Genomic DNA, 23,444 nt, shown 5'->3' with positions numbered 1-23,444 from the left:
GGAGTTGTCGTTCACCCTTGAACAGAACAACTTTCGGAGCGGCCCCCATGACGAACCCCACGGGCACCATCGCGGTCGGAGTGGAGGAGGAGTTTCACATCGTCGACGCCGGGACCCGGCACCTGGTGTCCCGATCCCGCGACCTGCTGGACAGGCTGCCGAAGGACCGCTTCACCCAGGAGTTGCTGCGCTCGGCGGTCGAGGCCAACAGCAGGCCGTTCCCCACCCTGGAGGAACTGGCGCGCGACCTGACCGGCCTGCGCCGCACGGTGATCGCGGCGGCGGACGAGCTGGGCCTGGGCATCGCCGCGGCGGGCAGCGTGCCGCTCGGCGACCTGGACCGGATGAAGGTCTCCCCCGACCCGCGGTACGAGCAGATGCTGGACGACTACCAGGTGCTGACCCGCGAGCAGCTCATCTGCGGGACACAGGTGCACGCCGAGATCGAGGACAGCGACCTGGCGGTCCTGGTCGCGCACCGGGTCGGCCCCTGGCTGTCCCCGCTGCTGGCGCTCAGCGCCAGCTCGCCGTACTGGATGGAGCAGGACACCGGCTACGCCAGCTACCGCACGCTGGTGTGGCGGCGCTGGCCCACCTCGGGGCCGATGAGCAGGTTCGCCACCGCGGCCGACTACGAGCAGATGGTGAAGGGGCTCGTCAGGTCCGGCGTGATCACCGACCCGGGCATGATCTACTTCGATGTCCGGCCGTCCGCGCACGTCCCCACCGTGGAGCTGCGCGTCAGCGACTCCTGCCCGCTGGTGGACGACATCGTGCTCATCGCCGGGCTGTTCCGGGCGGTGGTGGCGCGGGAGCTGGAGGCGGTGCTGCGTGACCGGGAGTACGAGGTGCCGCTCGAACCGGTCCGCGCGGCGACCTGGCAGGCCGCCCGCTCCGGGCTGGAAGGCGAGCTGGTCGACCCGGACGCGGGCGAGCCCCGGCCGGCGGCCGAGGTGGTGCGCGGCATGGTGGACGGCCTGCGCCCGTGGCTGGAGGCGGCCGGCGACTGGGACCTCGTCTCGGACCTGGCCGGCGCGGCGCTCGCCCGGGGCAGCTCGGCCGAACGCCAGCGCCGCGCCCTGGCCCGCCACGGCCGGATGACCGACGTGGTGGACCTCCTGCTCGCCGAAACCCGATCGGGGACGTAGCCGCCCGCCGCGCGGCGGCTTCGCCGCCTTCCGATACGTTGTGACGGGTGAGCCAGGGCGGAAGAGCGCCGCTGCCCGGCGACGGGCGGCGCGGGGCGGGCACGGCCGTGCTGCTCGCGCACGCCGTCGGCACACAGGCGCTCACCTTCGTGCTGCGGCCCGTCATGTCCTACCGGGCGATCGAGCTGGACGTCCCGGCCGCCTGGCTCGGCCTGCTGGGCGCGAGTTTCGCCATCGCGCCGCTGGTGCTCGCCATTCCCGCCGGGCACGGCGCCGACCGCTACGGCGAGCGGCGAATGGCCGTGGCCGGTGCCGTCCTGTTCGCCGCGGCGAGCGTCGCGTTCGTCGTGGCGGGGCACAGCGTGGCGGGGCTGGTCCTGGCCGGCGTGCTGCTCGGCACCGGGCATCTCGGCTGCGTCATCGCCCAGCAGGCGCTGGTCGCCAACACCACCGCGCGCGGCGGCTACGACACCGCCTTCGGCCGTTACACCTTCGCCGCGTCCCTCGGGCAGGCCGCCGGCCCCGGGCTGATCGCCGCGTTCGGCGGCGGGCAGGCCATCCCCGACACCGAGGGCGTGTTCCGGTGGAGCTGCCTGCTGGGCGTGGCGCTGATCGTGTTGTCGGCGTTCCTGCCGGGCAGCCCGCCCCGCAGCGCGCAGGAGGGCGGCGGCGCGGCGGGGCTGCGCTCGCTGCTGCGGCTGCCGGGCCTCGGCCGGGCCCTGGCGACCAGTTGCGTCGTGCTGGCGGCGCTGGACGTCACGATCGTCTACCTGCCGGCGCTGGGCGCCGAGCGCGGGCTCGCCTCGGGCACCGTGGGACTGCTGCTGGTCGTGCGTGGCGTGGCGTCCATGGTGTCGCGGTTCTTCCTCGGCCGGCTGTCGCGCGCCGTCGGCCGGCGCAGGCTCCTGGTGGGCAGCACGATCGCGGCGGCGCTGGGGCTGCTGCTCGTGCCGCTGCCGTGGCCGTTGTGGGCGCTGGCTGTGCTGCTGCTCGTCGTCGGGTTCGGGCTGGGGGTCGGACAGCCGCTCACCATGTCGTGGCTGGCCGAGGCCGCACCGCCCGGGCTGCGCGGGCGGGCCATGTCGCTGCGGCTCGTCGGCAACCGTACCGGCCAGGTGCTCATCCCCGGCGCGGCCGGGCTGGTCGCCGCCGGGCTGGGGGCCGCCGGGGTGCTGTGGGTGACGGCGCTCGGGCTCGGCTGCGTGGCCGTCGCCGCGCGAAGGCTGCCGGTGGACCGGGGGCCGGCGGGCTGAGGTACGGCGCGCCTGTGGGCGGGTGGCCCCGGCCGACGGTCGGGGAGCCGTCAGCGGCGGGTGAAGGTGCCGAGGCCGGTGCGGTCGAGGCTCTCCACGATGACGCGGGTGATCGTCCCGCCGCGACCTGCCACGAAACGGACGCCGGACAGGCCGGAGGCGTTCTCTCCCCGCGTCCTGTAGGCGAACGTGTCACCGCTGTAGTGACGCAACGGGAAGCGGCGCGCCCCCCGCGGGCCGAGCCGCATCACCAGCCCGCCGCCCTCGCGCGTGACGGTGAGCGGGCCGTAGTAGCCGTTGCCGAACGTCCCCGCGTACGCGGCCGGCGGCCGGGCCGGCGCGGCGTCCGGCGGCGGGCGGGCGTAGTCGGTCGCCGGCCGCCCCTCCTTCCCCAGACCGGCGACGACCCCGCCGATGAAGGCGGGCCAGTCGACCGTCGGCCTGCCGTGCTGCGCGATGTCCAGGAACGCCGCTGTCACGGTCTCCGGCGCGCCCACCGGCTGGCCGTTGGTGAGCGCCACGATGCCGAGCCCCTCGGACGGCAGCAGGGTCACCGCCGTGGCCGCGCCCAGCTCGAAGGCGCCGGAGTGACTGAGCCGCAGCCGGCCCAGCTCGTCGTAGTCCACGTTCCAGCCGAGCCCGTAGAAGCCGGCCCGGCCGTACGGGGCCCGCGGGAGCGCCGAGACGATGTGCGGCAGGTGCGTCCGCGCCAGCTCCGCCCGCTCGACGAGCCGCCTGCCCTCGAACGTGCCGCCGCCGAGTTGCAGCCGCATCCACGCGGCGAGGTCGCGGGCGGTCGAGGCGGCCCCGCCCGCGGGCGCCTGGGCCTGCGGGTCGCGGACCGGCCCGGCCCGGCCTCCCAGCGGCCGCCCACCCGGACGTGGGTCACGGCCCGGTCGGCCGTCCGCTCGTAGGTGGCGAAACGCGAGGTGGTGGCGGTCATGCCGAGCGGCTCGTACAGGGTGCGCGCCGACAGGTCCGCCCAGCTCGTGCCGCGCGCCCGGGCCACGGCGAGCGCCGCGGCGGTGAAGCCGAAGTTGGTGTACGCGTAGCGGGCGCGGAACGGGGACAGCGGCTCGTCACGCAGGTGGCGCAGGATGTAGCCGCGGCGGTAGCCGAGGTCCTCCAGCAGGTCACCGGCGTGGTCCGGCAGGCCGCTGCGGTGGGCGAACAGGTCGGCCAGCGTCACGTGCCGCGTCACCCACGGGTCGGCCAGCGCGAACCCCGGATCGTGCCGCACCACCGGGTCGTCCCACGCGACGGTCCCGCGCCCGGCGACGGCGGCGACGACGGTGGAGGCCAGCGGCTTGGACAGGGAGGCGAGCTGGAAGAGCGTGTCCGGGCCCACCGCGCCGGGGCGGCCCTCCCGGCGCACGCCGAACCCTTTGAGGTAGGCGACCCGGTCCCGGTGCACGACGGCGACCGACATGCCGGGCACTCCGGTCCTCGCCATCGTGTCGCGGACGACGCCGTCGAGACGGGCCACGGCGGCATCGACGCGGGCCCGGGTGAGCGAGGGCGGCGGCTGGGCGGGCGGAGCCGCCGGCAGGGTTTCCCGCGGGGTGGTCCGCGGGGTGGTCCGCGGACCGGCCGGTGCGCCGGGTGAGCGGTCCGGCGGGGTGGGGCGTACGCCGGCCGGCCCGGCCGCCGTACCGGCGCCCGCGCACGCCGCGAGCAGCAGCGCCGCCACCACGGCGACGACCGCCGTGCCCCGCGCCCCGAACGATCCGGGCGGTCCGGGCCGTCCGGGCGGTCCTGTCACGGCGCTTCGTGGTCCCCGGCGCCCGCGTACTGGAGCAGCCGGGCGTCTGGAGTGACGCCGGCGTGCGACGGCCGGCCCGAGCGGGAGGGCACGACGGTCACCGGGCACGGTGGCCAGCGCAGGCACGACAGCAGCACCATCCCGAGCCTGCCGTCACCGGCATGGTGGGCGGCCGAGCCCAACACCAGCAGCGCGGCGCCCCGGGCGGCCCGCGCGAGCGTGACCTCCGGGCGCCCGGTGAGAAGCCGCCGCTCGACGCGGAGACCTGGATGGGCGTCGCGCAGGAGCGCGACCGCCCGGTCGAGGACGGCGGCGGCGCCGGCGCGCCGGTACGGCAGGTCGTCGTGCCAGGCGGGCGGCGCGTACGGGGCCTGCCGCTCTCCGGGCGCGTCCCACGCGTGCACGACGACGAGCCGCGCCCCGGCCCGCTCCGCCTCTCCGGCCGCCCACAGCAGGGCGTCCGCGCAGCCGGGCGTGCCGTCCGCGCCCACGACGATGCGTCGATCCTCCATGAACTCATGGTTCCCCGTCCCGGCCAGGGCAGTGAGAGGCGTTTTGCCCCTTTACTAGGGGCTTACGACCTCCGCACCGATTCCTCCGCCAATGCGCGGCGCAGCCGGTGAAAGGCGGACCGACCTGCGGATTGTCCTATGTCGGCCCCGGTGAGAGGATTGAAGGGCGATGTCCACGGATCTGGCAGTCATCCTCAACGACAGACCGGGAGAGCTGGCCCGCCTGGGGCAGGTCACCGGCCAGGCCGGCGTGAACATCAGGGGCCTGGCCGCCTTCACCGGCGAGGGCAAGGGCGTGGTCCACCTCCTCCTCGACGACGACGCCGTGGCCCGCTGCCGGCAGGCGCTGCAGGGCGCGGGGATGGGAATCGCCGACGAGCGTCAGGTGCTGGTGGTGGACATCGACGACCGTCCCGGCACGCTGGGCGAGCTGACCCGGCAACTCGCCGAGGCGAACGTCAACATCGACCTCGCCTACACGGTCTTCGGCGGCGTCAAGGTCGTCATCGCCACCGACGACCTGGACAACGCCGTCGCCGCCGTCGACGGCACCCTGAGCGAGCGGGCCGGCACGGCGAGCATCTGGGACCAGCCCGCCTGACCCCCTGCCGCACGCCACCGACGAGGAGATCGATGCTGCACGTCACGTACGCCACCGCTCCGGCTCCCGGCGGCGTCAACGAGGACTACGTGATCGCGGGGCCGGCGTGGGTGGCGGTACTGGACGGCGCGACGGCCCCGCGCGGCGTGGACTCGGGGTGCGGGCACGGGGTTCCCTGGCTGGTGCGGACGCTGGCCCGGTCGCTGGTGGAGCCGATGGAAGCCGGTGATCCGCTGCCTGAGGCGCTGTCCCGGGCGATCGCGGCGACGATGGACGCGCACGGGGGCGCCTGCGACCTGGGCAACCCGCACGCGCCGTCGTCCACCGTCGCGATCGTCCGCCAGGCCGGGGAGCACCTGGACTACCTCGTGCTGTGCGACTCCCCCATCGGCGTGCTGCACACGAACGGCATGCTGACCGTCGTCGACGACGACCGCACCGCCCGCCTGCCCGGCGGGCGTCCGTACCCGCTGGACCTGGTCGCGTCGCTGCGCAACCGGAGAGGCGGTTTCTGGGTGGCCGGGACGGACCCCGGGGCGGCGTTCGAGGCGCTGACCGGGTCGGTGCCGGTGGCCGGGTTGCGGGCGGTCGGCATGTTCACCGACGGGGTCACGAGGCTGATCGAATGGTACGGGCGGAGCTGGCAAGAGCTCATGACGGCGGCGGCCGCGCACGGGCCGGCCCACCTGCTGGCGGAGGTGCGCGAGGCGGAGTCGGCGCACGGCACCCCCGGCCACGGCAAGCCGCACGACGACGCGACGGCCGTCTGGATCTCGATCGTTCCGGCCGGGGACGGGCGGCGGGGCGCCTGAGGGGCCACCCGTCAGAGGGTCACGTCCAGCAGCGTCAGCAGCCGGCGGAGCTGGTCGGAGACGTTGCGGACCGGGACGGAGGTCCATTGCGCGAAGCCGAGCAGGGTGCGCGCTCCCGAGACGTCGACGAACGACAGCCGCCCGGCGTCGATCGTCAGGCCGGGCTCCCGCTGGTGGGCGTCGGCGAGAGCGCGGCCGAGCGCCCGGCTGTTGGTGGTGTCGGCCTCTCCGACGAGGTGTACCACCGCCTGTCCGGGTGGGCCGTCGAGGACGACGCGGAGCAGGCCGTCGGCGTGGAGCACCCGCTGGACCCCGCCACGGCCGTCGGTGCGCGCCGGCCCGGCACTGTCGAGCATGTCGTCGCCTCCCCGGTCGCGATGCTGCTGGTCGAGCTCAGAAGCGCGGCTCCTCACGACTCACCGCGCGGTGCGGGGGCAGCGGGCGGACGTGAGGGCGATGACGCGAACTGCTGGGCACATGCGATCGTCCTTCGCGCTTGCGATCACTCTTCTTGGCAATGGGTGGTGTAGCCCCTAAGGTTAGGCGTGTAAGAGAATACAGGAAAGAATTTTCGCTATAAAATCTTCCGTGGATCGTCCCGGCGGATGACGGAGCCCGCCGGGGGCTACCGGGGAGTGAGCTGCATGAGCAAGATCGCTGATGACCGGCCGCGCTGGACCTTTCTCACCAACCATGCCCGCGTGCTGCTGGAGATCGCTCGTGACCCGCAGGTGCGCGTGCGCGACATCGCCGCCGTGATCGGCATCACGGAGCGCGCCGCACAGGGCATCGTGACCGACCTCAGGGAGGCGGGTTATCTCGATCCCGTGCGGGTGGGGCGACGCAACCACTACACGATCGACGCGGCCCAGCACTTCCGGCATCCGACCGAGGCGAACATGCCGGTACAGGTGCTGATCGACATGTTCACCCACCGCGACACCGCGGGCGCGCCCACCGGGCACCGGTCCCTCGCCGACACGACCACCGTACGGGCACCTGCCGTGGACGAACGTGCCACAGACGACCGCGCCACGAACGGACCTGCCGCGGTCTCCCGCTGAGGGCGGGTCACGAAGCCCGCCCGGCCTCCAGGATGCGGACCACCTCGGCGTGACCGGTGCCGATCCAGCGTTCCGAACGCGGATCCCCGGCCGCGTCGCGAACCTCGGCCACCAGCCGCTCGTCGCCGCCCTCCCCCCGCTCGCGGCGGAGCGTCACCCGCGCTCCCGGCGGGGCGTGCTCCACGGCCCCGTCACGCAGCCCGGCCTCGAGGTCGTGCCCTACGTGGCGCCGGGCCAGGTCGGCTGGGCGCAACCCGCGGTCATCGGCCACGGCGGGGTCGGCGCCGTGTTCGAGCAGCACCCCGGCCACGGCGGCCAGCCCTTTCTCGGCCGCGTGCGAGAGGGGCGTGCGCCCGGCATGCCCGACCGGGTCGGGGTCCGCGCCCCCTTCCAGGAGGGCCGTCACGACGGCCAGGCGCCCGTTCGACGCGGCCCAGAACAGGGCGGTCACCCCGCCGGCGCCGGCGGCCTCGCGACGGTCCGGATCGGCGCCGGCGTCCAGCAGGGCGCGGACCACCTCGACGTGCCCCCAGCTCGCGGCCCCGCACAGGGGCAGCCCTTCGCCGTCTCCGCCGCTCTCCCGGTCGGGGTCGGCGCCGGCGGCGAGCAGCATCCGCACGATCCCGGCGTCACCCTGGACGGCTGCCCGGTAGAGGGCCGTGCTGCCGTACGAGTCCGGGGTGTCGGCGGACACGCCCCGGCCGAGCAGCCGCCCCACCGTCGCGGCCGCGCCGGTGGCCACGGCCGTCACCAGTCGATCTCCGGTCATCGGGCCAGTCTGGGTGGGGGCCCCGCCGCCGGTCCACCGGTTTTCCGTCCGCCGGCGACGGTCAGGCGCCGATGGTGAAGCGCAGCGGCATGTGCTTGATGCCGTTGATGAAGTCCGAGCGCATCCTGCGCACCGGCCCGGTGTGCTCGGCCGCGGGGAAGCGGCGGAGCAGTTCCCTGATCATGCAGGAGATCTGCAGCCGGGCGAGGTTCGCGCCGAGACAGAAGTGCGGCCCCCCGCCGCCGAAGGTCACGTGGTCGTTCGGGGTGCGGTGGATGTCGAAGGTGTACGGGTCGGGGAAGACGTCCTCGTCCCGGTTGGCGGACATGTAGAACGTGACCACCTTCTCCCCCTCGGCGATCCGCCGGCCGCGCAGCTCGGTGTCACGGGTCGCGGTGCGCCGGAAGTTGTGGATCGACGACCCCCAGCGCAGGAACTCCTCGGTGGCGGTGCGCCACAGGTCCTCGTCGTCGAGGTTGGCGGCCAGCTCGCGGTAGCTGTCCGGGTGGGCGATGAGGGCGTGCATGGCGTGTGCGATGAGGTTGCGGGTGGTCTCGTTGCCTGCGACGCACAGGATGACGAAGAAGGCGTCGATCTCCTCACGGGTGAGCCGGTCGCCGTCGATCTCGGCCTGCACCAGGGCCGTGAGGATGTCGTCGCGCGGGCGCTCGCGCCGTTCGTCCACCAGCCCGTCGCAGTAGGCGAAGATCTCGGCGGCGGCGATCTCGCCGTCCTCGAACGTGGTGCGGAAGTCGGGGTCCTGGAAGCCCACCATGCGGTTGGACCACTCGAAGATCTTGGCGTGGTCCTCCTCGGGAACGCCGACGAGGTCACAGATCATCTGTAGCGGCAGGTACTCGGCGACGTCGGTGACGAACTCCACCTCGCCGTCCTTCTCCCGCACGGTGTCGGCGATCCTCTCGGCGCGTTCCCGGACCCTGTCCTTCAGCCGGGCGATCGTCCGCGGCGTGAAGCCGGCGCTGACCAGCCGCCGGTAGCGGGTCTGCTTGGGCGGGTCCATGTTGAGCAGCATGAGCCCGGCCACCTCGATGAACTCCGGCGTCTGGGTGCGGATGAACGCCGTGCCGACCTGGGTTGACCAGGTCTGGGTGTCGCGGCTGACCGCCTTGACGTCGTCGTATCTGGTGACTGCCCAGAACCCGGTGTCGTCGGGGACCTCGTGCCAATGGACCGGGGCGTTGCGGCGCAGCCAGGCGAACTGGTCGTGCGGCACTTCGCGTTCCCAGGTGTCCTCAAGAAGGTCGATCTTCATGGTGCTCCGGAGATGTCGGCTGGCCTACGGACTGCGCCCTCCCCGATCCAACTATCAAGCGAGCGCTTGGTCAAGTGGATGCGGCGACTCGCGCAGGGCAAGGCGGGGCAAAGCCGGGGACCTGCACCGTGCCCTCGCCCATAATGAGCGCGATATGGCTGACCTGGAGAAGCATGAGCGGGCTGACGACAGGCCGCCGTCGGCGTTCCGCCGGGCCGTGCCGGTCGCGCCGTTCCCCGAGTACGAGCCGGGCCCACCGCCGGGGATGGACCGCGCCACGGTGCTGGTGCTGCTGGTCATGGGGTCGGCGGTGCTCCTGGGGGCGTGGCTGGGCCTGACCGGGCCGGGCGGCGCGGACTCCGGCGGCGTCGCGGCCGCACCCTCCCCGACCGGCCGTCCGGGAGCGCTCGCCGCCGACCGGGCACCGGCCCCGGGTGACGCCGGTACGCGCGGCCACGAAGCGGATCGAGGAGTGCCGGGGGGAGCCACCGGGCCACGTACCGGGAGCGGGGCGTCCGCGCCTCGTGCCGTCGAGGGCGCGGGGCCGCAGCCCCTGGGGCGGCACCCGGCGGGACGGGCCCGGACCTCGCGATCCGAGCACGCGGCCGGACGGAGGGAGGGGCGCTCACCCGGCGTGCCCGGACCGGCCGAGGGCCGCGCACCCGGCGTGCCCGGACCGGCCGAGGGCCGCGCGCCCGACACGGCCGGGCGTCGCGAGGGCGCCGGGGCCAGGCGGCAGGAGGCGCGGACGCGGCACCTGGCCGGACCGCGTGGGCACGTACGGACCGGAGGCGGGCCGGGGACCGGGGACCGGACCCCGCGACCCCCCGGACAGGGGACAGGCGACATGACACCGCGGCACCCCGAACCGGGGACCAGCCACATGACACCGAACCGCCCCAGACCAAAGACGGGCGACATGACACCGAACCGCCCCAGGCCGGGGACCGGCGACATGACATCGAACCGCCCCAGGCCGGGGACCGGTCGCGAGACGTCGTCGCGGGACACCTCGCCGCGCCGCTCGCCGGTGGCCGGGGACCGGCGACCGGCCTCCCCCGGACAGCGTTCCGGCGGGACCGCAGGCGCGGCCGGGGCCGGTGAGGGCCGTCCGGCCCCCCGCGCCTCCTCGCGCGGGCCCCGGCCGGGACTGCTGCACCAGTGGTGCGAGGACAACTTCACCACCGCCCCCCTGCTGGCCCGCGCCTGCCACCTCTACGTCACCCCGTGACCACACCCCGCGGGCGGAGCCGGGTGCGGCGGGAAGGGCTGGGCGGGCTCGGGACGTCGGAGCGGGAGATCGGCGTGGGGGCCTCGCGCGCCGCCACGCTGGTGCGCGAGGTCCAACGGATCGTAGCCGGATGATCGTACGATGATCCGGCATCGGGCGAACTCCGAGGTCGGCGGGTTAGGGCCACGGCGCGCGCCCTCGACCCCGCGTCCATAACACCGTAATAGATGACCTTTGACATCTAGCCGGATTCCTACCAGCCGATAACTTGACAGCACCCCCCACAAAGGAGTGCACATGTGGAGTAAGCGCATGGGCCTGGTAGGCGCCACCATCATGGCCGCCTGTCTGGCCACCCCCCTCACCCCTGCCGCCGCCGACCCCGCTCCCCAGGCCACCGCCCCACCCGGCATGATCGACGCACTCGAGCGCGACCTCGGCATCTCCGAGCAGCAGGCCGTCCAGCGGCTGGCCAACGAGCAGCGCGCCGCCGCGGCGGAGTCGCGGCTCAGCACCACGCTCGGTTCGTCGTTCGGCGGCGCGTGGCTGAACGAGGACGCCTCCAAGCTGATGGTCGCCACCACCGACGCGGCCGCCGCGCCGGGCATCGAGGCGCAGGGCGCCTCGCCGGTCGTCGTCGCCCGCTCACTGGAGCAGCTCAACGCGATCAAGGGTCAGCTCGACCGGGTCGCCGAGCGGGCCCGCACCGGCGCGACGCTGTGGTACGTCGACGTGACGACCAACAGCGTGGTCGTCAACGCCCCCACCCAGGAGGCCGGTGACGCCCTGGCGACGGCGGCCCGCGTCGACCGCAACCTGGTCCGTGTGCAGGTGAGCGACGAGAAGCCGCAGCCGTTCATCAACATCATCGGCGGCAGCGCCTACTACATCGGCTCCAGCCGGTGCAGCGTCGGCTTCTCGGTGACGCGCGGCAGCACCCCCGGCTTCGTCACCGCCGGGCACTGCGGCCGGACCGGCTCCCGCACGACCAACCCGACGGGCACCTTCCAGGGCTCGTCGTTCCCGGGCAACGACTACGCCTGGGTCGCGGCCCCCGGCAACACCCCGACGCCCTACGTGCGCGGCTCCGGCGGTGCGATGGTGACCGTGCGCGGCTCGCAGCAGGCCTCGGTCGGCGCCTCGATCTGCCGGTCGGGCTCGACCACCGGCTGGCGCTGCGGCATCATCCAGCAGCACAACGCCACCGTGACCTACCCGCAGGGCAGTGTCTACGGCCTGACCCGCACCAGCGCCTGCGCGCAGCCGGGTGACTCCGGCGGCTCGTTCATCTCGGGCAGCCAGGCCCAGGGCGTGACCTCCGGCGGCTCCGGCAACTGCAGCGTCGGCGGCACGACCTACCACCAGCCGGTCAACGAGATCCTGAGCGTCTACGGACTGACCCTCACCACAGGCTGACCCCGGCCCGGCAGGGCCCTCCCTCCGCAGCGTGTCCGGTCATCGCCGGGCACGCTGCACTTGTGCGCGCCGTCGTCACGGAGCCGATCTGCGCCGCCGGTAGGCGCGCTGGCGGCAGGCCGGCGAGCAGTAGGCGCGGGGCCGTCCGGACGCGGGCGGCTCGACAGGGGCGCCGCACTCCAAACATCCCCGACTTTCGTCACGGCTTTCGTAACGCTGTTGGGCGAGCAGTTCGACGCCGTCCAGGAGCCGTGCCAGGCCGAACTCGAACGGGTCCACCGGCCGGTCGTAGCCGCCCGCCTCCCACAGCCGGGTGATCGTCGGGTAGCCGTCGAGCCGGTCGAACAGCGTCTCACGCGCACCCCACCACTCCTCCTCGCTCACGCCGCTGCTGCGCTCGGTCTCGGCAGCCTCCACCAGCAGCGACGCCTCGGAGTCGACGAAACGGGAGACGAGGCCGACCACGGCGACCACCTCGGCCGGGGCCAGGCCTGCGCCGTCGGCCGCGGCCAGCATGCGCTCGTAGTGGGCGACGCCGTTGGGACCGGGCACGCGGCGGGAGCCGCGCACCTCGGCCAGCCACGGATGGCGCCGGCACAGCTCCCAGCTCCGCCGCGCGCACGCCTCCAGCCGCGCGCGCCACCCGCCCTCCCCCGGACCGCCCACCCGGCCGCCCGTCCCGCCGTCCACCGTGCGGTCCGCCCTGTCGCCCGGCGCGTCGGACGGTTCGTCCGTCAGCTCGCCCATCACCGCGTCGCACATCAGGTCGAGGAGCTGGTCGCGGCCGGACACGTGCCGGTAGAGCGACATGGTGGTGAACCCGAGGCGGTCGGCCACCTTCCGCATGGACAGCCCCGCCAGCCCCTCGGCGTCGGCCAGTTCCACGGCCGCCCGGACGATCCGGTCCAGGCTCAGCCCCGCCCTCGGCTCCTCGTCCGCCCGCCGGCGCCACAGCAGCTCCACCACGCGGTCGGGATCGGCCGACTCGTTTCTCACCATGTTTATGGTATATACCTTGTGTACACCATAAACCTCCAACGGATGGGACCCCCATGCCCGAGTTGTTCGTCGCCCCCGACGGGGACGACTCCGCGTCCGGCACGCTGGAGCAGCCGTTCGCCACCCTCGACCGCGCCCGCCGCGCCGCCCGCGACCTCACCGGCGAGATCGTCGTCCGCTTGCGCGCGGGCACGCACCTCCTCGCCGCGCCACTGGAGCTCACCGAGGCCGACTCCGGCCGGGACGGCCACCGCGTCGTCTACGAGCCCTTCGGCCACGGCACGCCCGGGCAGGAGGACGTCGTGGTCAGCGGCGGCCGGACGATCTCCGGCTGGCAGGAGCGCGACGGCGTCTGGTCGGCCGAGGTCGGGGACCTCGACACCCGCCAGCTCCACGTCGACGGCCGCCGCGCCGAACGGGCCGGGATCGAAGGCCTGCCCGGCGAGGTCACCATCACCGAGACCGGCTACACGACCGACAGCACGGCGCCACTGGACTGGCCGAGCCCGGCCGACGTCGAGTTCGTGCACCGGGGCGTCTACCCGTGGACCGAGGCCCGCATCGGCGTCGCCTCCGTGTCCCGGGACGGCACCGGGCAGACGGTGATCACCATGGTCCAGCCGGCGTTCGGCCGGGCCCTGGACCTCTACAACTCCACCTGGGAGGGGCAGACCTCACGCGGCCCCGGCCTGCCGACCCGGGTGGAGAACGACGCCGCGTTCCTCACCGAGCCCGGCACGTTCGTCCTCGACCGCTCGCGCCCCGGCAACCACGTCCTGCGCTACCTGCCGCGGCCGGGCGAACATCCGGACCGCACCCGCGTCGTCGCGCCCGTCCTGGAGACGCTGGTACGGGTCAACGGGGCCCGCGACGTCACGTTCCGCGGGCTGACGTTCGCCGACGCCACCTGGCTGCGGCCGAGCGGCCCCGACGGGTTCCTGCACTACCACGGGAGCGGCTTCTACGTCGGCGGTCCGGTCAGCACGGTCGCCTTCGGCGAGGGCGCGTCGGTGACCGTGCCCGGCGAGACCGAGACGATCCCCGCGTGCGTGACGCTCGTGGAGGTCTCGGGCGTGCGGATCGAGGAGTGTCGTTTCACCCGGCTGGGCGCCACCGGGCTCGGCGTGACCGGCGGCACGGACGTCACGGTGCGCGGCTGCGACTTCGACACCCTGGCAGCCGGCGGCGTCGTCGTCAGCGGGGGCCGTGCCGTCCTGGTCGAGGACAACCTGGTGCGGCGCACCGGCCTCGACTACCCCGGCTCCCCCGGCATCGCACTGACCGACACCGACGGATGCACCGTGGCGCACAACCACGTCACCGACGTACCCCACTGCGGCATCGTCGCCGGATCCGGCCGCGGCACCCGCATCCTGCGCAACCGCACAGCGGGGACGATGGCGGCGCTGGCCGACGGCGGCGGCGTCTACCTGGCGGGACCGCAGGGCGACTCGTCCGACGCCGGCGCCGTCATCAGGGGCAACGTCATCGAGGACACGCGTACGCCGTACAACTTCGGGCTGTACGCCGACTACGGCGCGTCCTGGGTCACCATCGAGGAGAACGTGGTGGCCCGTGCGGACAGCACGGCCATCCTGCACGTGTACCCGCCGCTGGAGCACGTCGTCTACCGGGGCAACTTCTGGGACGCCGACCCGGTCGGCGCCGACGCCCCGCCGGCCGGCGTCGTCTACGAGGGCAACACCACGCTCGCCGGCGAGGCCGAGCTGGCGGCCGCCACGGCGCACCTCCGCTCCCGTGCGGGCCTGCGCACCCCCCGGGGCGTCGCCGCGTCCTGACCCGGCGGGCAGGGCCGTGATCGGAGGGAGCTCCTCGTGGAGGGCGCGGCGGATGTCCTCCACGAGGAGCTCCCGCGGGTCCGTGGCCGCCTGCGGAGTCAGGCCGTCCGCGTACCAGGCGCATACCTGTGGAGCACGTACCGGCCGATGTGGCCGATCCTCGTCCTTCACGGCGCCCCGAACATCCTTTCACATAACCCCAAGAGGGGTTACTATCGGGGTTATGCCGAAGATCAACGTCTACCTGCCCGACGACCTGGCCGAGGCGGTCAAGGAGGCCGGCGTGCCCGTCTCCGCGGTCTGCCAGCGTGCCCTGGAGCAGGCCGTGCGGCGGATCACCGCCATCCGGCAGACCGCGCTCAGCGATCTCGATCTCGACCAGCCGACCGGCTCCCTGGCGTACATGACGGCCCGCACCCGGGTCGTGCTGAAGCTCGCCGTGGAGCGCGCCCGCGCGAACGGCTCGCCGGCGGTCGGCACGGGTCACCTGCTGGGCGGCCTGCTGGCCGAGGGCACCAACCTGGCCCTGCACGTGCTGCGCGCGATCGAGATCGAGCCACGGGCCGCCGAGCGAGAGCTCGCCCGGCAGCCCGCCGCCGAGGCGGACACCCCGGCGGACGGCGACGGGCTGCGGCTCAGCGCGCCGGCCGCGGCCGCGCTGGAGCTCGCCGTCACCGAGGCGACCTCGCTCGGCCACAACTACATCGGCTGCGAGCACCTGCTGCTGGGGCTGGCGGCCGAGCCCGACGGCACCGCCGGGCAGGCGCTGCGCGCCCTCGGGGCCGAGCCGCGACCGGTCCGCCGGGCCGTGGTGGCAGCCCTGGCCGGCTACGTGCACCTGCGCGCCCAGACCCAGGCCGGGCCGGGCGCCACGGGCGGGGAGGCGGGAGGAGAGCCCGGTGCGGGCGCCGCCGCCGTGCCCGCGGGCCTGGTGGCGGCGCTGCGCGCCGAGCTGCGGCCGCTCACCGAGCGCATCGAGCGCCTGGAACGGCACGCCGGTCTGCCGGCCGAGGACTGAGCCGGTGCGGGCCGTCATGAGGGACGCCCGGCTGCGGGCGGCGGCCCTCCACCACGTCCTGGTGATCGCGCTCCTGGTGGCGATCGTGGCGTGACCGCCGCGGAACCGTACCTGCCGCCCGCTCGTTGTCCCGGGGGAATCGTCGTACGACGTGCACGGGCAGGAGGAGGCGACATGGGCTGGCACTACCGCAAGTCAATCAAAGTGGGGCCGTTCCGGATCAACCTGTCGAGGCACGGGGTGAGCCACAGTTTCGGCGGCCGGAAGTTCCACGTGACCACGACCCCCGACGGCCGCCGTCACGTGTCCGTACGCCTGCCCGGTGGTTTCCACGTGGGAAAGTCGTTCGGCCGTGGGCGCTACCGCCATTACTAAACCCGATATATCTCGGTTTTCCGGGGTAGCTGGTCGTCGTTCCGTACTCACTGGAGGAAGAACGATGGGCTGGAGCTACCGGAAGTCGATCAAGATGGGGCCTTTTCGGCTGAACCTCTCCCGGGGCGGCGTCGGCCACAGCTGGGGCAACCGCCTGTTCCGGGTCACCCGCAACGCCGACGGCCGGCGCACTCTCTCGGTCAACCTGCCGGGCGGGTTCCACTGGCGCAAGACCACGAGCGGCCGTTCCTGACACCGCTCACCGAAGAGGGGGCCGCGGATGTCCGCGGTCCCCTCTTCGCGCGGACAGGCAGGGCCCCGGTCAACGCAGGAGTACACCCGGCCAGTGCGTCCTTGTGCGATGAGCGGGGGACGGGGCTCCCTCACAGTGTTCCAGGGGTCCGGAACACACACCATCGAGGGGAACCATCGAAATGTTCAGCATCAGCACGGGTCGTCGCATGTTCGCCGGCGCAGGACTGGCCCTGGGACTCGTCACCGGCGCCGTGGCGCTCGCCGGACCGGCGTCGGCGGCCACCGTCACCGCGCAGCTCGACAGCGGCAGGATCCTCGTCAACGGCAGCTCCGCCGACGACGGGATCGAGATCGACCTCAACGCGGCGGGGACCGTGGTCACCATCAGCAACACGCTCGGCTCGGTCGCGGCCGGTCCGGGATGTGCGCAGGCTGGTGGCACGGCGCGGTGCCCGGCCGGTGGGATCGATCGCGTCGACGTGTTCGCGGGGGACGGCATCGACGCGATCCGCAACAACACGAAGCTGCCGAGCACGCTCTCCGGCGACAACGGCTTCGACAACGTCAGCGGCGGCTCCGGCGCCGACATCCTGTTCGGTGGTTTCGGTGACGACAAGCTCAACGGCGGCCTGGGCAACGACCGCCTGAGCGGCGGTATCGGCACCGACACGCTGAACGGCGGCGCCGACACCGACCGCTGCGACGGCGAGATCGAGAGCAACTGCGAGCTGTAGGCCCCCGGACCGCCCCCGCCGGACGGACCGGCAGGGGCGGTCCACCGTTCGTCGCGGCCCCACCCGCCGGAGGCGGTGCACCTGCGTCAGCGCCCGGGCCAGGGTCTGCTCGAAGTGCCTGACCCTCCCGGGTCGCCGAAGTCGAGGACGACCTCTACCGGCGGATCGACGCTCTCAGGGGGCCGGCTTGACGTTCTTCATCGTGAAGCGGGACGTGATGCCCCTGACGCGGGGGATCGTCATGACGTGCCGGCTGAGGAAGGACTCGTAGGCGGCCAGGTCGGCGACGGCCACGCGCACGAAGTAATCCGGACTGCCGAACAGCCGGCGCAGCTCGATGACCTCCTCGGCCCGGGCCAGGGTCTGCTCGAAGTGCCTGACGGTCTCCGCGTCCTGGGTGTCGAGGGTGAGGTCGATCAGAACCTCGAAGGAACGGCCCACGGCGGCGGGGTCGATGACCGCCCGGTATCCGCGGATGACACCCTCGGCCTCCAGCCGCTGGACGCGCCGCAGGCACGGCCCGGCGGTGAGCCCCACACGCTGGGCCAGCTCGACGTTCGTCACCCGCCCGTTCCGCTCCAGCTCGGCGATGATTGCTCGGTCCAGCGCATCCATGCGGACAACATTGCCGTACGACAGGCTGGGTGAGCAATATATGCAACCATATGGCGCCGCTTCTGCGAGACCATAGTGAGGTGCAACCGGACATCTCTCCCCAGATCGCCGCGCCCCTGTGGGCCCCGATCACCCCACGGCAGCGGATCGCCGCGGGCGTGCGTGACTCCTTCTCCGCCGGGCTGGGGATCTTCCCACTGGGCATCGCCCTCGGCCTGCTGGTCGTCCAGGCCGGCCTCCCCTGGTGGCTCGCTCCCGCCCTGTCCCTGGCCGCGTTCGCCGGGTCCGTGGAACTGCTGCTCGTGGGCATGACGGCCACCGTCGCGCCGCTCGCCGCCGTCGCGCTGACCGTTCTGGTGGTCAACTTCCGGCACGTGTTCTACGCCTTCTCCTTCCCCCTGCACCTGATCAGGAACCCGGTGGCGAAGGCGTACGCCGTCTACGCGATGATCGACGAAGCCTACGCCGTCAACGCCTCCCTGCCCGAGACGGAGCGCTCGGCGCACCGGATGCTGGCGATGCAGATCGCCTGCCACACCTACTGGGTCGGCGGCGGACTGGCCGGGGTCGCCATCGGCACCGTCCTGACCGGGCCGATCAAAGGCCTCGAGTTCGCGCTGTGCGCCCTGTTCACCGTGCTCACCCTGGACGCGTTCCGCTCCCGCGGCGAGATCCCCGCCGTGCTGCTCGCCGGTGCCAGCGTGACCGTCGCGCTCATCGCCACCCCTGACGTCGCCATGTTCACCGCGCTGCTGATGTTCGTCGCCCTCCTGCTGGCCCGCCACGCGCTCACCGCCCGCCGACCCCTCCCGGAGCCGGCCGATGCCTGACACCCCCTACCTCGTCGCCGTCATCACGATCGTCTTCGCTGTCACCCTCGCCCTGCGCGCCGTCCCGTTCGCGATCCTGCGACCGCTGCGCGCCTCGGAGACCGTGCGGCAACTGTCGGCGTGGATGCCGGTGGGCATCCTCGCGATCCTCGCCGTGACCGCCCTGCATGGCGCCGTCGCCGCCGAACCGCACACCGCGCCGTACGCCCTGCTCGCGGTCGCCGTCACCGCGGGCGTCCACCTCGCCTGCGGACGTCGCTCGATCCTGAGCGTCGGGATCGGCACCGCCGTCTACGTCGTCCTCGTCAACGCCTTCTGACCGCCCTCGCCGCCCTGCTGACCCTCCTCGCCGTGCCGTCTGGCCTGCGCGTTCCGCACGCGGCCTCGGCGTGCGGAACGCCGTCCCGTGGTCCGGCGGCCTTGCGGCCGACCTCGGTGGAGGAGCGGCACGCGCGGCACCGCGCGCAGGCCGGCGCTCAGGTCCGTGCTCAGGCCGGCGCTCAGGCCGGCGCTCAGGCCGGCGCTCAGACCGGCGGGATGTTGTGCACGCGGCCGAACACGTTCTCCGGGTCCCACACCTGCTTCACCCGCGACAGGCGGGCGTGGTCGGCGAGGGTGTAGGCGTCGCGGGTGCGCGCCGGATTCGTCAGGAAGTTCAGGAACGAGCCGCCGGTGGCGTGCGGGCGCAACGCCGCCGCCACCTCCCGCACACCCGCGCCCGCTGCCCGGTCGCGCCCGGACGGTGTGTCGGTGGGCACGGCTGTCGCGATCATCGAGAAGGGCACGTCGCGGTGGCCGACCGGGCCGGCGTCCGGTGCGGGCCGCGCCATCGCTCCGCCCCAGTGCCGCAACTCGATCGCCATCAGCCGTGACCCCTCCCCCGGTCCGGAGGCCTCCACGGCCGTCATGACCGCCTCGATCACGTCGTCCGGCACCTGGCGCAGCAGGTCGAGGTGCTGCTCGACGACCATGGGCGCGGGTGGCGGACCGCCGAACGCCGGGACCGCCTCGGCGAACGTCATCGCGCCGAACCCGCCTGTCACGGCCGGACCCGCTGCCTCCAGCAGCGGCTCCAGGTGACGGCGCGCGCTGTCGGCCCCGCCCGCGTAGAAGGCCCGCACCCCCAGCGCCCATCCGCCCGGGCCGCCTGCCGGGTCAGGCGCGCGCAGGAGGATGACGGAGGTGTTCAGCTCGTCGGGTTCGGTCAGGGCCCACTCCCGGTAGCGGGCGAGCGTGTCCGCCGCTCGTTCGACGGGGTGCACCGACATCCCCGCGTACACCTCGGCCACCGGGTACAACCGGAACTCCAGCTCCGTCACGACCCCGAAGTTGCCGCCCCCGCCGCGCAGCGCCCAGAACAGGTCGGGGTGCTCGTCCGCGCTCGCGGTGACCGTCTCGCCGCCGGCGGTGACGAGGCGGGCGCTCAGCAGGTTGTCCGCCGCGTAGCCGTACAGGCGGGACAGCCAGCCGGTGCCACCACCGAGCGTGTACCCGGCGACACCGATCGCGGGCGTCCCGGAGACGGAGGCGAGGCCGTAGGGGGCGCATGCGGCGAGCACGTCGGACCAGAGGACGCCGGCGCCGACGCGGGCGGTGCGGCGTTCCGGGTCGACGCGGACACCGGCCAGCCGGCCCGTCCTGAGCAGCAGGCCGCCGTCGGCGGGCAGGTGGGTGCCGTGTCCGGTGGACTGGACCGTGAGGGACAGCCCGTGCTCGCGCGCGGCGGCGACGGCCGCGCGTACGTCGCGGGCGTGCTCCGCCTCGGCGACGGCGACGGGGCGGGGGTCGATGGCGCGGTTCCAGGCGAGCCTCGCGGTGTCGTACCCGTCGTCGCCCGGCAGGTGAACGGTCCCGTCGAACACGTCACGCAGCCCACGGCCGACGGCGTGCCCTGTCGTGCGGGCCCCGGAGCCGACCGCCCGGTCGGCCGCGCTGCGAGCCGTGGCGGAGGTCGTGGCGAAGGTCGTCGCGGAGGTCGTCGCGGAGGTGCTGGCGGGGGTCGGGGCCGTGGCGGGGGTCGTGGTCGGGGTCGGGGCCGTGGTCGGGGTCGTGGCGGGGGTCGTGGTCGGATTCATAGGTCCGATCGTGTCCGCCGCGGCTGTCCGGGGTCGTCCTGCGGTCGGATACACCTGCGGCTATGCGCCCCGGGGTACGCGCGGGACGACTACTGCGGCGGGAGTACCTCCAGGATCAGCCCGTGGTCTGACGCCATCAACCGCGCGACGGCTTAGTGTGCAGGCGTGAGTTCTGAGCGTTCCCCCGGCACTGCCCCGCCCGCCGGCCCCGCCGCCCCGCTGCGGCCACCGGCCGGACCCGGGCCCGCCCTCACACGCGCGAGACCCCCGATCGGACAGCCTCCAGCCGAGACGAAGCAGGCCCGCACCCAGACCAGCCAAGCCACAGCCGAGACGAAGCAGGCCCGCACCCAGACCAGCCAAGCCACGGCGGAGACGGGGCGGGCGCGGATCCCGACCGGCCACATGGCTGCCGAGCCGGGGCGGACGCTGAGCATCCGCAACGCGATGCCTGTCCTGGCGATCGCCGCGCTGCTGGAGGCGGGGGCGCTGGCGTCGCCCGCCACACGCCCCTTCGACCATGTGCTCGTGCTGGCGGGGTCGCTGGCGCTGGGCGTCTGCCGGCGAGCCCCGCTCGTGGCGCTGGCCGTCGCGACAGGCTGCATGCTGCTCTACTCGGTGCGCGCCGACCCGGGCCCCGTGGGGGCGTTCCCGGTGATGATCGCCGTGTTCGCCGCCGTGGCGACTGGCCATCGGACGGCTGCTGCGACGGCGGCGGTCGCGTTCCTCGGCGGTGGGCTGGCCACCGACCTGGCCACCGACCTGGCCACCGCCTCCGGCCGGGCCACGCAGCCGGTGGTCGAGGGCACCGTTCTGCTGCTCGGCTGGTTCATGGCGGCTGCGGTCGCGGGCATCGCCGCCCGCAACTGGCGCGCCTATCTGCAGCAGGTCGAGCAGCGGGCCGCGGACGCCGAGCGCACCCGTGAGGAGACCGCATTGCGCCGCGCCGGGGAGGAGCGGCTGCGCATCGCCAGGGAGTTGCACGACTCGCTCACCCACAGCATCTCCATCATCAAGGTGCAGGCGGGAGTGGCCGTCCACCTGGCGCGCAAGCGCGGTGAGGAGGTCCCGCAGGCGCTCCTGGCCATCCAGGAGGCGAGCGGTGAGGCGATGCGCGAGCTACGGGCGACCCTTGAGGTGCTGCGCCAGGACGCCGACGATCCACCGGGCAGCGGGCTGAACCTCCTTGACGACCTGGTGAAGCGGGCCCGCGACGCCGGCCTGCCCGCGACCGTCACCATCGACGGCGACCGCCGTCCCCTGCCGGCGGAGGTGGACCGCACCGCCTACCGCATCGTCCAGGAGGCGCTCACCAACGTGGCCCGGCACGCCGGACCCGCGTCCGCGTCTGTGCGGGTGGCCTACTGCGACGACGGCCTGCTCGTGCAGGTGGACGACGACGGCCGCGCCTCCCCCGGCACCCAGCCGGTGCCCGGCGTCGGGCTGTTGGGCATGCGCGAACGGGTGTCCGCGCTCGGCGGCCGTCTGGAGGCGGCTCCCCGCCCCGGCGGCGGCTTCACCGTACGCGCCGATCTCCCCCTCCCCTCAGCCGCCCAGCCCCCGAGCCGCCCCGGCCCCGCACAACCCGCTCCGATTCCCCTCGTCCCTCGACCCAGCACCCCCGATCAGCACGCTACCGACCGAGAGATCCTCGATCACCACGTCGCCGACCGAGAGGTCCTCGATCACCACGACACCGACCGAGAATCCCCCGATCACCACGACACCGGGCGTGACATCACCGACCGGATGGTCCCCGCCCCGCACGTCACCGGGCGCACAGGGAAGGGGTCGTCCGCGCCCAAGGCCTCCTTCGAGGAGACCGCGTGATCCGGGTCCTGCTCGCCGACGACCAGTCCCTGATCCGCGCCGGCTTCCGCGCCCTGCTGAGCGCCGAGGAGGACATCGAGGTCGTCGCAGAGGCCGCTGACGGCGCGAAGGCGGTCGCCCTGGCGCTGGAGCACCAGCCAGACGTGGCTCTCGTGGATGTGCAGATGCCGGTGATGGACGGCATCGAGGCGACCCGGCGGATCGCCTCCGACCAGCGGCTGAGCGACGTCCACGTCGTGATTCTCACCAACTACGGGCTGGACGAATACGTCTTCCACGCCCTGCGGGCCGGCGCGGGTGGGTTCATGGTGAAGGACACCGAGCCGGCCGACCTGATCCAGGGCGTCCGTGTGGCGGCCCGGGGCGACGCCCTGCTGTCCCCGACGATCACGCGCCGCCTCATCTCCGAGTACGTCGCCCGCAGGCCCGAACCGCACCCCTCGGGGCTGGAATCCCTCACCAACCGCGAGCGCGAGGTGACGGCACTCGTGGCCCGGGGCCTGTCCAACAACGAGATCGCCGCCCACATGGTGATCAGCCCTACCACCGCCAAGACTCACGTCAGCCGTGCCATGACCAAGCTGCACGCCCGCGACCGCGCCCAACTGGTCGTCCTCGCCTACGAGACCGGCCTGGTCACCCCTCGCGGCCGCTGACCCGCCACGCCACGCCACCGGCCCACGCCGGTCGCGGCGTCGTTCCAGGTCAAGGAGATCAACAAGACCGCCTGGCAATGGCGGCTTGCGCGACCGCCTACGCCGAGGCCGCACCACCCTGACCAGCGTCGCCCGGCCCGTGCATCTCACGACAGGCCGCCGCCTGGCCGAGGAGGGGCCGACGGCGGACGACATGGTCATCATGCTCGACGCCCGGTGCGCCTTCTCCGGGTTGGACGACTTCCACATCTACTGGGGCGCCTATCTCGGGACCGAGGACGAGATCCTGGTCGAGGGGCCGGTGCGGGAGGTGGGTGAGCGCATCGTCCGGCTCCGGGCCGAGGCGCGGGCCCGTAAGGGCTGGATCATGGACACCTACCTGCTGCGCCGGCTAGTCTTCAGGGAGCCTTAGAAGGT

At 73.7% G+C, this 23,444-nt stretch carries 26 protein-coding genes and 1 pseudogene; 18 read left to right on the top strand and 9 right to left on the bottom strand.

Features of this window, described 5'->3' with window-relative positions:
- The first annotated feature begins 47 nt into the window (after window positions 1-47).
- Together ACGF0J_RS16625 and ACGF0J_RS16620 are read left to right on the top strand one after the other, a co-directional pair.
- Window positions 48-1,148 (top strand): glutamate--cysteine ligase, encoded by a 1,101-nt coding sequence (locus tag ACGF0J_RS16625; RefSeq protein ID WP_393146501.1) that lies wholly within the window; start codon window positions 48-50, stop codon window positions 1,146-1,148.
- Window positions 1,149-1,195: 47 nt separating this feature from the next.
- On the top strand, window positions 1,196-2,401 hold the full coding sequence (locus ACGF0J_RS16620) for an MFS transporter (protein WP_393146499.1): 1,206 nt from the start codon (window positions 1,196-1,198) through the stop codon (window positions 2,399-2,401).
- Between the two features lie 50 nt (window positions 2,402-2,451).
- Here the strand turns inward: ACGF0J_RS16620 and ACGF0J_RS16615 are convergent, their stop codons facing one another.
- The 3 genes and pseudogenes from ACGF0J_RS16615 to ACGF0J_RS16605 form a co-directional block, all read right to left on the bottom strand.
- Window positions 2,452-2,880 (bottom strand): DUF3471 domain-containing protein, encoded by a 429-nt coding sequence (locus tag ACGF0J_RS16615; protein ID WP_393146613.1) that lies wholly within the window; start codon window positions 2,878-2,880, stop codon window positions 2,452-2,454.
- Window positions 2,881-2,937: 57 nt separating this feature from the next.
- Window positions 2,938-3,830 (bottom strand): annotated as a pseudogene (locus ACGF0J_RS16610) (serine hydrolase domain-containing protein); the annotation flags it as partial.
- Window positions 3,831-4,159: 329 nt separating this feature from the next.
- Window positions 4,160-4,675 carry a universal stress protein gene (locus ACGF0J_RS16605; protein ID WP_393146497.1) on the bottom strand — a complete coding sequence of 172 codons (516 nt, stop codon included), beginning with the start codon at window positions 4,673-4,675 and terminating at the stop codon, window positions 4,160-4,162.
- Between the two features lie 169 nt (window positions 4,676-4,844).
- Here ACGF0J_RS16605 and ACGF0J_RS16600 point away from each other — a divergent pair, with 169 nt between their 5' ends.
- The gene (locus tag ACGF0J_RS16600; RefSeq protein WP_393146495.1) at window positions 4,845-5,276 is read left to right on the top strand and encodes a hypothetical protein; all 432 of its coding nucleotides are present in this window, start codon (window positions 4,845-4,847) and stop codon (window positions 5,274-5,276) included.
- Window positions 5,277-5,308: 32 nt separating this feature from the next.
- Window positions 5,309-6,088 carry a protein phosphatase 2C domain-containing protein gene (locus tag ACGF0J_RS16595; RefSeq protein WP_393146493.1) on the top strand — a complete coding sequence of 260 codons (780 nt, stop codon included), beginning with the start codon at window positions 5,309-5,311 and terminating at the stop codon, window positions 6,086-6,088.
- An 11-nt stretch (window positions 6,089-6,099) separates the two neighbouring features.
- Here ACGF0J_RS16595 and ACGF0J_RS16590 read toward each other — a convergent pair whose 3' ends face one another.
- Complete coding sequence (locus ACGF0J_RS16590; protein ID WP_393146491.1) at window positions 6,100-6,444, bottom strand: STAS domain-containing protein; 345 nt, start codon at window positions 6,442-6,444, stop codon at window positions 6,100-6,102.
- Window positions 6,445-6,732: 288 nt separating this feature from the next.
- Here ACGF0J_RS16590 and ACGF0J_RS16585 point away from each other — a divergent pair, with 288 nt between their 5' ends.
- Entirely contained in the window at window positions 6,733-7,152 is a 420-nt protein-coding gene (locus tag ACGF0J_RS16585) for a helix-turn-helix transcriptional regulator (protein ID WP_393146489.1), read from the top strand.
- Between the two features lie 7 nt (window positions 7,153-7,159).
- Here the strand turns inward: ACGF0J_RS16585 and ACGF0J_RS16580 are convergent, their stop codons facing one another.
- Window positions 7,160-7,921, bottom strand: a complete 762-nt coding sequence (locus ACGF0J_RS16580; protein ID WP_393146487.1) for an ankyrin repeat domain-containing protein — start codon at window positions 7,919-7,921, stop codon at window positions 7,160-7,162.
- Window positions 7,922-7,982: 61 nt separating this feature from the next.
- A complete protein-coding gene (locus tag ACGF0J_RS16575) occupies window positions 7,983-9,194 on the bottom strand; it encodes a cytochrome P450 (protein WP_393146485.1) in 1,212 nt (403 codons plus the stop codon).
- 955 nt (window positions 9,195-10,149) lie between these two features.
- Between ACGF0J_RS16575 and ACGF0J_RS16570 the strand changes: the two genes are divergently transcribed.
- The 3 genes from ACGF0J_RS16570 to ACGF0J_RS16560 all read left to right on the top strand — a co-directional run bounded on the left by ACGF0J_RS16570 (window position 10,150) and on the right by ACGF0J_RS16560 (window position 11,841).
- On the top strand, window positions 10,150-10,425 hold the full coding sequence (locus ACGF0J_RS16570; protein WP_393146483.1) for a hypothetical protein: 276 nt from the start codon (window positions 10,150-10,152) through the stop codon (window positions 10,423-10,425).
- Complete coding sequence (locus tag ACGF0J_RS16565) at window positions 10,422-10,559, top strand: hypothetical protein (protein WP_393146481.1); 138 nt, start codon at window positions 10,422-10,424, stop codon at window positions 10,557-10,559. Before ACGF0J_RS16570 ends, ACGF0J_RS16565 begins: the two co-directional genes overlap by 4 nt.
- 163 nt (window positions 10,560-10,722) lie before the next feature.
- On the top strand, window positions 10,723-11,841 hold the full coding sequence (locus ACGF0J_RS16560; RefSeq protein ID WP_393146479.1) for a S1 family peptidase: 1,119 nt from the start codon (window positions 10,723-10,725) through the stop codon (window positions 11,839-11,841).
- Between the two features lie 75 nt (window positions 11,842-11,916).
- Here the strand turns inward: ACGF0J_RS16560 and ACGF0J_RS16555 are convergent, their stop codons facing one another.
- Entirely contained in the window at window positions 11,917-12,840 is a 924-nt protein-coding gene (locus tag ACGF0J_RS16555; protein WP_393146477.1) for a TetR/AcrR family transcriptional regulator, read from the bottom strand.
- 53 nt (window positions 12,841-12,893) lie between these two features.
- Between ACGF0J_RS16555 and ACGF0J_RS16550 the strand changes: the two genes are divergently transcribed.
- The 5 genes from ACGF0J_RS16550 (at window position 12,894) to ACGF0J_RS16530 (ending at window position 17,021) form a co-directional block, all read left to right on the top strand.
- Entirely contained in the window at window positions 12,894-14,639 is a 1,746-nt protein-coding gene (locus tag ACGF0J_RS16550; protein ID WP_393146475.1) for a right-handed parallel beta-helix repeat-containing protein, read from the top strand.
- Window positions 14,640-14,862: 223 nt separating this feature from the next.
- The gene (locus ACGF0J_RS16545) at window positions 14,863-15,657 is read left to right on the top strand and encodes a Clp protease N-terminal domain-containing protein (protein WP_393146473.1); all 795 of its coding nucleotides are present in this window, start codon (window positions 14,863-14,865) and stop codon (window positions 15,655-15,657) included.
- Between the two features lie 174 nt (window positions 15,658-15,831).
- Window positions 15,832-16,032 carry a DUF4236 domain-containing protein gene (locus ACGF0J_RS16540; protein ID WP_393146471.1) on the top strand — a complete coding sequence of 67 codons (201 nt, stop codon included), beginning with the start codon at window positions 15,832-15,834 and terminating at the stop codon, window positions 16,030-16,032.
- Window positions 16,033-16,096: 64 nt separating this feature from the next.
- Complete coding sequence (locus ACGF0J_RS16535) at window positions 16,097-16,285, top strand: DUF4236 domain-containing protein (protein WP_393146469.1); 189 nt, start codon at window positions 16,097-16,099, stop codon at window positions 16,283-16,285.
- A gap of 181 nt (window positions 16,286-16,466) precedes the next feature.
- Window positions 16,467-17,021 carry a calcium-binding protein gene (locus ACGF0J_RS16530; RefSeq protein ID WP_393146467.1) on the top strand — a complete coding sequence of 185 codons (555 nt, stop codon included), beginning with the start codon at window positions 16,467-16,469 and terminating at the stop codon, window positions 17,019-17,021.
- Between the two features lie 174 nt (window positions 17,022-17,195).
- Here the strand turns inward: ACGF0J_RS16530 and ACGF0J_RS16525 are convergent, their stop codons facing one another.
- Window positions 17,196-17,636 (bottom strand): Lrp/AsnC family transcriptional regulator, encoded by a 441-nt coding sequence (locus ACGF0J_RS16525; RefSeq protein WP_393146465.1) that lies wholly within the window; start codon window positions 17,634-17,636, stop codon window positions 17,196-17,198.
- Window positions 17,637-17,716: 80 nt separating this feature from the next.
- On the opposite strand from ACGF0J_RS16525, the gene ACGF0J_RS16520 reads away from it, so the two are divergent.
- Window positions 17,717-18,466 (top strand): AzlC family ABC transporter permease, encoded by a 750-nt coding sequence (locus ACGF0J_RS16520; protein WP_393146463.1) that lies wholly within the window; start codon window positions 17,717-17,719, stop codon window positions 18,464-18,466.
- Window positions 18,459-18,785, top strand: a complete 327-nt coding sequence (locus ACGF0J_RS16515; RefSeq protein WP_393146461.1) for a branched-chain amino acid transporter permease — start codon at window positions 18,459-18,461, stop codon at window positions 18,783-18,785. Before ACGF0J_RS16520 ends, ACGF0J_RS16515 begins: the two co-directional genes overlap by 8 nt.
- Before the next feature lie 205 nt (window positions 18,786-18,990).
- On the opposite strand, the gene ACGF0J_RS16510 is transcribed toward ACGF0J_RS16515, so the two are convergent.
- Window positions 18,991-20,541: an FAD-binding oxidoreductase gene (locus tag ACGF0J_RS16510; protein WP_393146459.1), complete on the bottom strand. Its 1,551-nt coding sequence runs from the start codon at window positions 20,539-20,541 to the stop codon at window positions 18,991-18,993.
- 165 nt (window positions 20,542-20,706) lie between these two features.
- Here ACGF0J_RS16510 and ACGF0J_RS16505 point away from each other — a divergent pair, with 165 nt between their 5' ends.
- The 3 genes from ACGF0J_RS16505 (at window position 20,707) to ACGF0J_RS16495 (ending at window position 23,439) form a co-directional block, all read left to right on the top strand.
- Window positions 20,707-22,371 (top strand): sensor histidine kinase, encoded by a 1,665-nt coding sequence (locus ACGF0J_RS16505; protein WP_393146457.1) that lies wholly within the window; start codon window positions 20,707-20,709, stop codon window positions 22,369-22,371.
- The gene (locus tag ACGF0J_RS16500) at window positions 22,368-23,027 is read left to right on the top strand and encodes a response regulator (RefSeq protein WP_393146455.1); all 660 of its coding nucleotides are present in this window, start codon (window positions 22,368-22,370) and stop codon (window positions 23,025-23,027) included. Before ACGF0J_RS16505 ends, ACGF0J_RS16500 begins: the two co-directional genes overlap by 4 nt.
- Window positions 23,028-23,166: 139 nt before the next feature.
- Window positions 23,167-23,439, top strand: a complete 273-nt coding sequence (locus ACGF0J_RS16495; RefSeq protein WP_393146453.1) for a hypothetical protein — start codon at window positions 23,167-23,169, stop codon at window positions 23,437-23,439.
- Window positions 23,440-23,444: the final 5 nt, after the last annotated feature.

It is taken from the genome of Nonomuraea sp. NPDC047897 (assembly GCF_043204415.1).
GTDB lineage: Bacteria > Actinomycetota > Actinomycetes > Streptosporangiales > Streptosporangiaceae > Nonomuraea.
The sequence above is the reverse complement of the archived record's forward strand: the minus strand, read 5'-3'. Positions and strand labels throughout refer to the sequence as shown.